Origin of the sequence: Paenibacillus vulneris (genome assembly GCF_039543185.1) — a bacterium.
Taxonomy (GTDB): Bacteria; Bacillota; Bacilli; order Paenibacillales; family NBRC-103111; genus Paenibacillus_S; species Paenibacillus_S vulneris.
The window spans coordinates 306066-318796 of sequence record NZ_BAABJG010000022.1 but is presented as its reverse complement, the minus strand read 5'-3'; the positions used below and the strand labels follow the sequence as shown (position 1 = coordinate 318796).

The 12731-nt window shown below is 52.3% G+C and carries 9 protein-coding genes; 8 read left to right on the top strand and 1 reads right to left on the bottom strand.

Annotated features, from left to right (window positions below):
* Positions 1–147: 147 nt before the first annotated feature.
* Positions 148–990 (bottom strand): helix-turn-helix transcriptional regulator, encoded by an 843-nt coding sequence (locus ABEA66_RS21275; protein WP_345590539.1) that lies wholly within the window; start codon positions 988–990, stop codon positions 148–150.
* Positions 991–1144: 154 nt separating this feature from the next.
* On the opposite strand from ABEA66_RS21275, the gene ABEA66_RS21270 reads away from it, so the two are divergent.
* The 8 genes from ABEA66_RS21270 to ABEA66_RS21235 all read left to right on the top strand — a co-directional run bounded on the left by ABEA66_RS21270 (position 1145) and on the right by ABEA66_RS21235 (position 12723).
* On the top strand, positions 1145–2533 hold the full coding sequence (locus ABEA66_RS21270; protein ID WP_345590537.1) for a sulfatase family protein: 1389 nt from the start codon (positions 1145–1147) through the stop codon (positions 2531–2533).
* A gap of 64 nt (positions 2534–2597) precedes the next feature.
* Positions 2598–4118 carry a sulfatase family protein gene (locus tag ABEA66_RS21265; protein ID WP_345590535.1) on the top strand — a complete coding sequence of 507 codons (1521 nt, stop codon included), beginning with the start codon at positions 2598–2600 and terminating at the stop codon, positions 4116–4118.
* A gap of 156 nt (positions 4119–4274) precedes the next feature.
* On the top strand, positions 4275–5936 hold the full coding sequence (locus tag ABEA66_RS21260) for a DUF4091 domain-containing protein (RefSeq protein WP_345590533.1): 1662 nt from the start codon (positions 4275–4277) through the stop codon (positions 5934–5936).
* Between the two features lie 23 nt (positions 5937–5959).
* Positions 5960–7339, top strand: coding sequence for a sulfatase family protein (locus ABEA66_RS21255; protein ID WP_345590531.1), 1380 nt, complete (start codon positions 5960–5962; stop codon positions 7337–7339).
* Between the two features lie 110 nt (positions 7340–7449).
* Positions 7450–8757, top strand: coding sequence for an ABC transporter substrate-binding protein (locus tag ABEA66_RS21250; protein WP_345590529.1), 1308 nt, complete (start codon positions 7450–7452; stop codon positions 8755–8757).
* A gap of 158 nt (positions 8758–8915) precedes the next feature.
* Positions 8916–9221 (top strand): membrane protein insertion efficiency factor YidD, encoded by a 306-nt coding sequence (gene yidD / locus ABEA66_RS21245; protein ID WP_345590527.1) that lies wholly within the window; start codon positions 8916–8918, stop codon positions 9219–9221.
* A gap of 372 nt (positions 9222–9593) precedes the next feature.
* The gene (gene metG, locus ABEA66_RS21240; RefSeq protein WP_345590525.1) at positions 9594–11585 is read left to right on the top strand and encodes a methionine--tRNA ligase; all 1992 of its coding nucleotides are present in this window, start codon (positions 9594–9596) and stop codon (positions 11583–11585) included.
* A gap of 64 nt (positions 11586–11649) precedes the next feature.
* A complete protein-coding gene (locus ABEA66_RS21235) occupies positions 11650–12723 on the top strand; it encodes a Gfo/Idh/MocA family protein (protein ID WP_079910611.1) in 1074 nt (357 codons plus the stop codon).
* The last annotated feature ends 8 nt before the right edge of the window (positions 12724–12731 follow it).

Below are 12731 nucleotides of genomic sequence, written 5' to 3'. Positions count from 1 at the left end.
AAAAGTTTACTTTCTCGTTACTTGGAGCTTTGTTAACCTTTTGGAACCGCCGTATGCGGACCCGCATGTACGGTGGTGTGAGAGGACGGGGGTTAATCACCCCCTCCTACTCGATTGCTGGGGCAGCCACGCATGCACCTTGCCGTTTTAACGGAAGCGGCTTGGCGGTGCGCCGAAATAGAGGCTGAACGAGCGCGAAAAGGACGCCGCATCGGAGTAGTGAAGGGTGTAGGCGATCTCCGCTACGGTAAGCGGCGTTTCCTTCAGCAGCTCCATGGCTTTATTCATTCTAAGCTTTATTAAATACTTAACCGGAGTTAAGCCAAGGTGCTCTGTAAACACTTTGGAAAAATACGAGCGATGTATACCGACGTGCTGGGCAACATGATGAACGTCGATGGGCTCGCAGTAGTGCGTGTTCATATAATCGAGGCTTTTTTGAATCCATTCCTTCTGACTGTCCCTGTGTGTTTCTGCTGCCGGGTTCGTTTGACGCTGCATAAGGTCAAATAGCTGGTACAGCAAGCTTAAAAACATGAATCGCGTACGCCCCGGATGAAGCGCGCCGGCGGACCAGAAATGCTGCAGCGTTAATTCAACCTCCGAAGTAACGACGCCTCTTGCATAGGGCTTGTCCGGGGAGATGCCCGCCAGCGAAAGCAATATCGGAGCCTGCGGCCCATGGATGCCAAGCCAGGTCATCTCCAGGACGATGTCCAGATTCGCAGGACGGTAAGAATAGATCAAATCCGGAAATAAGCAAAACATATCGCCTTTATTTAAAAAGACCGTCGTATCGTCATATTGCAGGCGAACGGTTCCAGACCTGACAAAATGCATGCTGTAATGCCCGGAGGCGCGAGGGCCGGCGTTGTAGTTGGGCTTCGCTTTGTTGCGTCCCGACCGAACCAGCCAGAGCCCCAGCGCTTTATCTGTCTCATCTGGAGTGAAATACATCGTATCTGCAAATTCCTGAGCGAATTCCTGCATGCTGAATCCCCGCTTTTGCTGTTTCTTTTCAGTATACTCACAACCTGACAAAATGCAAAGTCAAAAGGACATTATGTCATTGTAATGGTCCGCAGGATGACGATATAGTGGTGCTAGGACGCAACCATTACGAACATGAGAGGATTACTGGCCAATGACTCGCACGAATGTCTTATTCATTCTTTCGGATGATCAAGGAGCCTGGGCGATGGGCTGCGCAGGCAACAAAGAAATACGTACGCCCAATCTGGACCGGCTTGCAGCTACAGGCATCCGCTTCGATAACTTTTTCTGCACCTCCCCGGTCTGTTCTCCGGCCAGGGCCACCTTGCTGACGGGACGTATCCCGTCACAGCATGGCGTGCACGACTGGATTAAGGAAGGCAGCATGGGGCCGAACGCTCTAGCGTATCTGGAGGGGCAGACGACCTATACGGATATTTTGGCCGCTGAAGGATACTGCTGCGGAATCAGCGGCAAGTGGCATTTGGGCGACAGCTTGACGCCGCAGCACGGCTTTTCCCACTGGTTCGTGCATCAATCTGGAGGGAGCCCTTATTATGACGCTCCAATGATTCGGGAAGGCAAGCCCGGCAAGGAACCCGGTTATGTAACCGACGTGATTACGGAGGATGCTCTACAATTTCTGGATAGACAGACGGGGGAGCAGCCGTTCTATTTAAGCGTTCATTATACGGCGCCGCACAGTCCCTGGATCGGTAATCATCCGGAAGACATCGTTGCACTCTATGATGATTGCGAATTTGAATCTTGTCCCCAAGAGCCCGCTCATCCATGGACGATTCCCGATGCGCCGTGGGGCGATGACTGGAAGGCCAATTTGAAGGGCTACTTCGCCGCTGTTACTGCGATGGACATCCAGATAGGGCGGCTGATCGATAAACTGGAGGAAAAGGGCATGCGTGAGCACACGCTCATCGTATTCATGGGAGATAACGGATTCAACTGCGGCCATCACGGATTTTGGGGTAAAGGTAACGGAACCTTCCCGCAAAATATGTACGATACCTCCGTGAAGGTCCCGGCTCTATTCAGCCAACCGGGAACCATTCCCGAAGGAATCGTCTCCTCCTCCATGCTGAGCGGGTACGACTTTATGCCGACCCTGCTGGACTATCTTCATGTCAGGAATCCTGAGGGGGATGCTGATGGGATTCAGCTTCCCGGTCATAGCTTTGCATCATTGCTCTTGGGCAAGCCGGCGGAGGAGCGGGAACATATCTTTGTTTTCGACGAGTACGGTCCGGTGCGCATGATACGCAGCCGCGACTGGAAATACATTCACCGCTACCCTTATGGACCTCATGAGCTTTACGACCTGAAGAACGACCCGGATGAGCGCAGTAATTTGATGCTTGCCGATGATGATAACGAGCATGCGGTCCGGCTGAAGGCCGAGCTGGATGAATGGTTCGTGCGCTATGTGAACCCTGAGCTGGATGGCGTCCGCGAGCCTGTAAGCGGGGGAGGACAGCTGACGCTGGCAGGCACGGCAGGGAAAGGCAGGAAGGCATTTTCCTAGGACGCCGGGAGGGGATCCTCCAACGGACCAAGTACATCCAGAACAAACGGAGGTAGCAAAAGCAATGAAGCGTAAAAAACCGAATATCCTTCTTATTACAAGCGATCAGCAGCATTGGAATACGATCGGGGCTTTCAACAGCGAGCTTCTGACGCCGAATTTGGACCGTCTCGTCCGTGAAGGAACTACATTCGAGAGGGCGTACTGTCCGAATCCGACCTGCACACCGACCAGAGCATCCATTGTAACGGGAATGTATCCAAGCCAGCACGGGGCATGGACGTTGGGCACCAAGCTGCTGGAGGATAGAGAAACGGTAGGGGAATTGCTCAGCAGCGAAGGGGGATATAGAACCGCGTTAATCGGGAAGGCGCACTTTCAGCCTATCGGGTCGACCGGTCAATACTCGTCCCTGGAGGGCAGGGAGCGGCTGCATGATTTTGATTTCTGGAGATCGTTTACCGGCCCGTACTATGGCTTCGAACGTGCCGAGCTGCTCCGCAATCATACGAATGAGTGGCTTGTGGGACAGCATTACGCCTTATGGATGGAGGAGAAGGGCTGCACGAACTGGCGGGATTACTTCACTCCTCCAATCGGAACCATGGATGCGAGCGCGCAGTTTCACTGGCCGATTCCCGAGAAATATCATTACAATACCTGGATTGCGGAGAGGACGAACGATCTGCTGCAGCAGTACCGGCAGGCGGATGAGGCTTTCTTTCTATGGGCTAGCTTCCCGGACCCCCATCCTCCGTATCTGGCTCCGGAGCCGTGGGCCAGCATGTATGACCCGGAGAGTTTGACGATCCCAGGAATAACACCGGGAGAGCATGACGGCAATCCGCCTCATTTCGGGATGACGCAAGAGCACGATCCCGACTTTTCGGCCTACAAGGAAACGGGCTTCGGCATTCATGGTTATCATTCCCACGTCAAAATGACGGAAGCGGAGCATAAAAAGGCGGTCGCTGTCTATTACGGCATGATCAGCTTCATGGACAACTATATCGGCTCCATTCTGGATAAACTGGATGAGCTCGGCCTTGCCGAGGACACCATCGTTATTTTTACGACCGATCATGGTCACTTCTTCGGGCATCATGGACTGCAGGCCAAAGGCGGCTTCCATTACGAGGATTTGATTCGGGTGCCGTTCATTGTCAGGTATCCTGGTGAAGTGCCGGCTGGCCGGCAATCGGATTCACTGCAATCCTTGGTGGATCTGGCGCCGACCTTCCTGTCTTTCGCGGGTGTTTCCATTCCTCCAACGATGACCGGAGTGAATCAGGCCCCTGTGTGGAAAGATCCCGCAACCCGGGTACGGGATCATGCGATTTGTGAATTTCGTCATGAGCCGACCACGATTCACCAGAAAACCTACGTCGATGCAAGATATAAAATAACGGTGTACTACAACCAAACCTACGGCGAGTTGTTTGATCTGGCGGAGGACCCCGGTGAGGTTCATAATTTGTGGAATGAAGAGAGGTACAAGGAGCTTAAGCTGGAGCTCTTAATGAAATATATATGGGCGGAGCTCGACAAGGAACCGATGCCAATGCCGAGAATTTCCCACGCGTAGAAGGCTTTCGGGCCGCAGTGCAAATTTGGCATATGCCGTAAAAAATGGCTTATATACAAATAGAATTCCATTTTATTATTCTGGCAAAGAGCCGACCAAGGAAGGTGTTAAGACACAGGGTCGGCGCTTGTCGGGACCTAAGAGGAGGTAAGTCCAATGACCATCTTATTGAAAACCCAAGTGCTCAGCTCGTTGTCCAAGGTGTTTGCAGACGAAGCTTTATCCGAACCGCAGCTGCATAAAGCAAGCGCATTCATGAATGAAACCTTTTCCTTTCAAGTGGCGGTTCAAGCTCCTGTGCTTATGAAGTCCATCCAAGTGAAGGTGCTTGGAGAACTGGCCGAAGCGGCTGTCATACGAAAGGTCGGCCTGGTTCCTTCGGAGCTTCCATGGCTGCATGATGCCGATTTGCATGTTCTTCGCACAACGCCTGGCCTCTACCCGGACCCGCTCTATCCAATGGATTCCCAGGAAGGGCTGACGCTGTTTCCGGAGCAGTGGCGATCCGTCTGGATCACTGTTCCCCTGGAAGGACGTGTAAAGCCGGGGGTTTATGAAATCGAGGTTGTTTTTGAACAGGAGCAAGGAACGGAGCTGGGTGCAGGGAAGCTGGAGCTTGAAGTGATAAATGCGTGTTTGCCGGAGCAAAAGCTCATCCATACCGAGTGGTTCCACGTCGATTGTCTGGCTGTGCATTACGGGGTGGATGTATTCTCGGAGCGTCATTGGGAGCTGATCGATCAATATGTGCATACGGCCGTTCAGCATGGGATGAATATGATGTTAACACCGATTTTTACCCCTCCCCTGGACACAGCCGTAGGTGCCGAGAGACCGACAGTCCAACTGGTGGATGTGGAGAAAGCAGGCGAAACGTACCGGTTTGGTTTTGACAAGCTGAAGCGCTGGGTGGACCTGTGTACCGCCCGAGGCATACGTTACTTCGAATTTTCTCACCTGTTTACTCAATGGGGTGCCAAGCATGCACCCAAAATCGTTGCTGTAGAAAACGGGGAGCGCCGGAAGATTTTCGGGTGGGAGACCGATGCCAACAGCGAGGCGTACCGCAGCTTCCTCACGCAATTTTTGCAGGAGCTTGTGGCTTTCATCGAGGATAACGACCTGCAGCAAAGAAGCTACTTCCATAACTCGGATGAACCGAGAATGGAGGATATGGAGCAGTATAAGCGAATCAGCGAATTTACGAAAACGCATCTGGCTGATTATCCGATTATCGATGCGCTCTCCGACTACGCCTTCTATGAGAAGGGGATCGTGGAAAGACCGATACCTGCCAACAATCATATCGAGCCGTTTATTGAGAACGGGGTGAAGCCTCTCTGGACCTATTACTGCGTTTCGCAAAGAAGGCTCGTGTCCAATCGCTTCTTCAACATGCCTTCGGCCCGTAACCGGATTATCGGGATGCAATTGTATAAATTTGATGCGGAAGGCTTCCTTCACTGGGGCTACAACTTCTGGTTCTCCCAATACTCGAGGAAACCGATCAACCCGTTCCAGAATACGGACGCCGATCATTCCTTCCCTTCGGGAGACGCGTTTCTTGTATATCCGGGACCCGAGGGACCGATTGAATCGATTCGAATGGAAGTGTTTTACGAAGCACTGCAGGATTTACGGGCACTCCAACTGCTGGAAAGCTATATAGGAAAAGACAGGGTCGTCGCTTTGCTCGAAGAAGGCTTGGAGCAGCCGATTACCTTTAGCGAGTACCCCCGCTCCATGGAATGGCTTTTGGACAAAAGAGAGCAGATTAATCAGGCCATCAAGCAGTATGCTGCCAAGGAAACTATCTAGAAGCTGATAGGGGAAGAGGAAACATGAGTCCTAAGAAACCGAACCTGCTGTTTGTTTTCCCGGATCAATGGAGAAGGCAGGCGGTAGGTTACCGCAAGGAAGACGAAGTGTATACGCCGCATATCGATCGTTTTGCACGGGAAAGTCTGATCCTGAATCAGGCGGTCAGCTGTTTTCCCCTATGCTCGCCGAACCGTTCGGTGATGCTGACCGGGAGATATCCGCTGTCGACGGGCGTGACAACGAACTGCAAGCTGGGTCTTCCTGTGAAAATGAACGACGGGGAGCTTACGATAGGAAATATTTTGAAGGAGGAAGGCTACCAGACCGGATACATTGGGAAATGGCATCTTGACTTGCCGGAGCAGTCTTATGTGGAAGTGCCGGAGTCGGGCGCGAGACACTGGGACGCGTATATTCCGCCGGGTCCGAGACGGTTTGGCTTCGATTTCTGGTACTCGTACAACGCCTACGATCAGCATATGCGACCCCACTATTGGAAGGATACGCAGCAGATGATCGAACCAGAAGAATGGTCCACCCAGCATGAGACGGACGTAGCGATCGATTTCATCCGCAACCAGAACCAGGACCAGCCGTTCTGCCTGTATGTATCCTGGAATCCGCCTCATCAGCCTTTCGACCAAGTGCCGGACATGTATAAGCTTCTGTATACTGATAAGCCGATTACCTACCGGCCCAATGTTCAAGGCAAAGGGCTTGAGCAAGCCGAGCAGCATCTTCGTAATTATTATGCGGCCGTGACCGCAACGGATGATCAGTTCGGGCGCCTGCTTCAAGTGCTGGAGGAGGAGGGGCTTGCGGAAGATACGATCGTCGTGCTTACCTCCGACCATGGGGAGATGATGGGCTCCCACGGATGGCTTGAGCACAAAAATATTTGGTACGAGGAAGCCATCGGGGTTCCGTGCTTCATACGATATCCGGGCCGCGTCGCATCCGGTACGGAGGACTGTTTATTTAACAGCTCCGATCTCGTGCCAACGCTGTTAGGGTTGATGAACCTTCCGATTCCGGACCCTATTCAGGGAAGCGACTTATCACCCGTCCTTCTCGGCCAAGGGGGAGCGAAGCCGACCTCCGCCTTTATTTGCCATTACCCCGGAGCCATCGGGGAGCATGAGCAGGCGCGTGCTATGGGGTTGGACATTAATGCCTACGGCTGGCGAGGAGTTCGAACGAACCGCTATACCTATGTAGCCCGACGTCATTTTGGCGAGAGTAAGGTCCTCAGACTATGCTATGACAACGAAAATGATCCGTATCAGCTGAATCCCGTTATGCTGGATAGCGTACCTAAGGAGGGGGCGGCGGCTGAGCTTGAGCTTGAATTAAAGGCTTGGCTCTCAAAGCTTCAGGACCCTTTTAACCTGGAATCCTAGCAAGCCATTTGGATTAAGGCAAAAATTTTGCTGGAGAGTACGATGCGGTACTTCTGCTCTTCAGCAAATCCCTGCTGTATCAGGTCCTTTAAAATAAGGGGGAGTGTACGATGAAAAGAAAACGTTTACACAAATGGAATACAGCGACTTATATGACAATGGCTCTAACTCTATTTGTAACCGCTTGTAGCTCGGGAGCTAACCCAGCGGCAACAACCTCCAAGGAAGAGACACCCGCCGTGAAGAACAGCCAGGAGCCCGTTGAGCTTGTTGTTTATAATGCCTCCAATTCGACGGCAACGGCTGAAGCGTTCATGGACAGCGATATCGGGAAGGAGATTAAAGCCAAATTTCCACAGGTCACGATCAAGTTCATCGCAACGGGGAAAGGAACGACGCCTAACGAGCTGATCGTATCGGGACAGCCGGTCGACTTGATCCTATGCTCCATTTTCTCGTTCCCGTCTCTTGCCGATACCCAACTGCTGTATGATATAAGCGAACTGATAAAGAAGAACAGCTACGATCTGAATCGCTTGGGACCGAATACGGTTGAGTTTCAGAAGCAGTTCGGCGGCGGGATATACGGCTTTCCTGTCGCAAGCGCGCCAACAGCTCTCTTTTATAATAAGGATATCTTCGATAAATTCGGGGTTCCGTATCCGAAGGACGGCATGACCTGGGATGAGACGTACGAGCTGGCCAAAAAGATGACCCGAACCGATGCGGGAACCAATTACTACGGCTTTGCCACCCGCTATCCTTTCATGTATAACACGAACCAGCTGTCGCTCTCTTACTACAACCCGACAACGCAAAGCGTGCAGGTTACGGATGACAAGTTCAGGCTGTTTATGGAAAATTTCACGAGGTTCAGTCAAATTCCAGGCAACGAGAAGGCGAATACGGACATGTTTGGCAAAGAGAAGAACGTCGCGATGATGGCTTACCAGATCGGCCGATGGGACTTTGACAGCTGGGATATGGTCAGTATGCCAACGTTTAAGGAAGCGCCGGGGATCGGGCCGCAGGATTACGCAACCTATATGAACATAGCGAGTACAAGCAAGAATAAGGATCTTGCCTTTGAGATATTGAGGGCATTGACGTCCGATGAGTATCAAATGAAAATTTCGAAAGCCGGTACCCTGCCTGTCGTTACGACGCCGGAGGTTATCAAGGCGTTCGGTCAATCGGCGGATGGATCTAATGGAAGAAATTTCAAAGGGAAACATGTCGAAGCCTTCTTCGCCAAAGAAAGGGCCAAGCCTTCCTTCGTGACCAAATATGACGATATCATCGCCAAGCGGATGACGACCGCATTCAACGCCATTGTATCCGGAGAAAAAGACTCCATCAGCGCGCTGCGCGAGGCTCAGGAAGGTGCGTCCAAGGATATTGCCTCTATGAAAAAATAGCGTATATTGACGGCGGCTTCAGTCCGGTGCAGTCACCTTGACGCGGGAAGGATGATCGGGCATGATACTCTTAAAGACTTCGCTGACATCTGAAGGGGCATATTGTGACCGTGTTTGGTTGGCGAACAGAGTCTGCTAACGATCGGGAGGCGCTTCTTATGAAAAAACTGCTTCAGGGCGGAGTCCGCTTTTACCGCAAATTCATTTCACCCTTGAAGCCGCCGACATGCCGCTTCTACCCTACTTGCTCCCAGTATGCGCTCGAAGCTCTGGAAACCCACGGTGCCGCGAAAGGAAGCTGGCTTGCGGTCAAACGGATTTGCAAATGTCATCCGTTTCATCCCGGAGGGATAGATTATGTTCCGCCTGCCCGGAAGCAGGAGGCTGATTCTGCTGCGGAGAGCGGCCCGGCTAGTCAAGCGGAGGACCGACGTTTAGAAGCCGTGACGAAGCGGCAGCAATAATACGTAAGCCCTCACTTGACACGGGTCTTCTTTATCGCTATATTTGCCTTAACCCTATATTTGTATATAGCCTATGAACGGATAAGTAGCTTGCGGATGTCACACAGAGAGCCGGGTTGGCTGAGAGCCGGTTGACGGAAGCAGGGGAAGATGGTCCGGGAGGTAATGATGGTGATCGTGGTGCGTCGTTCGTAAGCCGTAAGCCATCGTCGTAGTTCCGGCGTTAACGGAAGGTCGCATATGACTACTGAGCCTTGCTGGCAGCCAAGCTGATAGCGGGGGAAGTTGGGTGGTACCGCGTGAGCACAAGCTCTCGTCCCAAGCTGGACAGGGCTTTTTTTGTTTTCAAAAAGAATCGAAGGAGCGATTACGATGCCAGAACAGAACAAAACGTTTTACATTACGACCCCGATTTACTATCCGAGCGATAGGCTTCATATCGGGCATGCCTACACGACTGTGGCCGGCGATGCCATGTCACGTTATAAGCGGCTTCGCGGTTATGACGTGATGTACCTGACAGGTACAGATGAGCACGGTCAAAAGATTGAGCGCAAGGCGCAGGAGAAGGGCGTTACGCCTCAGCAATTTGTCGACGGCATCGTCGCCGGGATCAAGGAGCTTTGGAGCAAGCTTGACATCTCCTACGACGATTTTATCCGCACGACGGAACCGCGGCACAAGCTTTCCGTTGAGAGCATTTTCGCCCGCCTGATCGAGCAGGACGATATTTATCTAGGGACCTACGAAGGCTGGTACTGTACGCCTTGCGAGTCCTTTTTCCTGGAAAACAAGCTGGTTAACGGCAACTGTCCGGACTGCGGACGTCCTGTAGAGCTCATCAAGGAAGAAAGCTATTTCTTCCGCATGAGCAAATACGCTGACCGCCTGCTGAAATATTACGAGGAAAACCCTGACTTCATCCAGCCGGAATCGCGTAAGAACGAGATGATCAACAACTTCATCAAACCGGGTCTTGAGGACCTGGCAGTATCCCGCACGACATTTGATTGGGGTATTAAGGTGCCGAAGGATCCGAAGCATGTCATCTATGTCTGGATCGACGCGCTGTCCAACTATATTACGGCGCTTGGTTACGGAAGCGAGGACGACAGCAAATACAAGAAGTATTGGCCTGCCGACGTGCATCTGGTAGGCAAAGAAATCGTCCGCTTCCATACGATCTATTGGCCTATTATGCTGATGGCTCTAGATCTGCCTCTGCCTAAAAAGGTATTCGGACACGGCTGGCTCTTAATGAAGGACGGCAAGATGTCCAAATCCAAAGGCAACGTCGTAGACCCAGTAACGCTGATCGACCGCTACGGTCTGGATGCGCTTCGCTACTACTTGCTCCGTGAGGTTCCGTTCGGTTCTGATGGCACTTTCACGCCGGAAAGCTTCGTGGAACGGATCAACTTTGATCTGGCAAACGATTTGGGTAACCTGCTCAGCCGGACGGTCGTCATGATCGACAAATACTTTGGCGGCACCGTACCGGAATATATCGAGAACGCAACGGAATTTGACGCAGCGCTTCTTGATACGATTCGTTCGACCGCCCGCAAGGTAGAGGAAGCTATGGAAAACATGGAGTTTTCCGTTGCTCTGGGCGCGATCTGGCAGATGGTCAGCCGGACGAACAAATATATTGATGAGACCCAGCCATGGGCGCTGGTGAAGGATGAGAGCAAGCGCCCGACGCTCGGCTCCGTGCTCTATTGCCTGGCGGAATCGCTTCGCATCGCATCGGTGATGCTGCAGCCGTTCCTGACGCAGACTCCGCGCAAAATGTGGCAGCAGCTCGGCATCCAGGAAGGTCCGCTGACGGCTTGGGATACGATTCACCAATTCGGATCTCTCCCGAGCGGTATCCGCGTAGAGAAAGGGGAAGTGATGTTCCCTCGTCTGGAGGTAGACAAAGAGGTGTCCTACATTGTTCAGGCTATGGGCGGCGGAGCTGAAGCGGAGCCTGCAGCGGTGAAGACGGAGGAGAAGCCGGCTAAAGCGGCCGAGAAGAATGAAGCTGTTGAAGGGATTCAGGAAATCTCGATCGACGACTTCTTCAAGGTGGAGCTTCGCGTCGCGGAAGTCATCGCCGCTGAGCCGGTCAAAGGGGCAGACAAGCTGCTGAAGCTTCAGTTGGATCTGGGGACCGAGCAGCGTCAGGTTGTATCAGGTATCGCCAAATTTTACACACCGGAGCAAATGGTCGGCCGTAAGGTCATCTGCGTAACGAACCTGAAGCCGGTGAAATTGCGGGGCGAATTGTCGCAAGGCATGATTCTGGCAGCTTCCCATGGAGATCAATTAACTTTAGCTACAATTTCTGATGCACTTCCTAACGGATCTGTGGTAAAATGAGGATTGTTCACGTTAACAATGAACTATGAATAATCCATGACTCTTACCAGGAGGCCTAACCATTATGCAAACCAAAGACGGAATGAATTACGCGCCGCAAGGCAAACCGAATCCGGTTGTAGCTAAGGGAGAATTTGCATTCGCCGCAATCGCACTGGATCACGGCCACATATATGGCATGTGCAACGGCTTGATCGAAGCGGGAGCCGATCTTGTTGCCGTGTATGACCCCGATCCTGCCAAGGTGGAAGCATTTATCAAGAAATTTCCGCAAGCCAAGGCAGCTTCTTCCGAGGCTGAAATTTTGAACGATCCATCGATCAAGCTGATCGCCGGAGCTGCTGTGCCTTCGGAACGCGCTGCGCTAGGTCTTCGCGCTATGGATCACGGAAAAGACTACTTCACGGATAAAACGCCTTTCACCACCTTGGAGCAGATTGAGCAAGCTAAAGCCAAGGTGAAGGAAACCGGCAAAAAGTACATGGTCTACTACAGTGAACGTCTTCACGTAGAGAGTGCTGTCTTTGCAGGTCAATTGATCGAGCAGGGTGCTATCGGCCGCGTAGTCCAGGTTATCGGCTTTGGTCCTCATCGCTTGAATGCACCGTCCAGACCGGAATGGTTCTTCCAGCATGAAAAATATGGCGGCATCTTGTGCGATATCGGCAGCCATCAAATCGAGCAGTTCCTGTTCTTCACAGGTGCGAAGGATGCGAAGGTGCTTCACAGTAAAGTGGCTAATTATAACAACAAGGATTATCCTGAGCTTGAAGATTTCGGCGACGCTACCCTGGTTGCCGATAACGGCGCGACCAACTACTTCCGTGTCGACTGGTTGACTCCGGACGGCCTCGGCACTTGGGGCGACGGACGTATGACGATCCTGGGTACGGAGGGATATATTGAAATCCGTAAGTACATCGACATCGCCCGCGACCCGAAAGGCGACCATCTGTATTTGGTCAACCAGGAGGGCGAGAAGCACTATTCGCTGAAAGGCCAAGTAGGCTATCCGTTCTTCGGCCAGCTGATCCTCGACTGCATTAACCGTACGGAGAATGCAATGACCCAGGAGCACGCCTTCAAAGCGGCGGAGCTGTGCATCAAGGCGCAAATGCAAGCCGTGCGCGTAGAGTAGTGAACGAA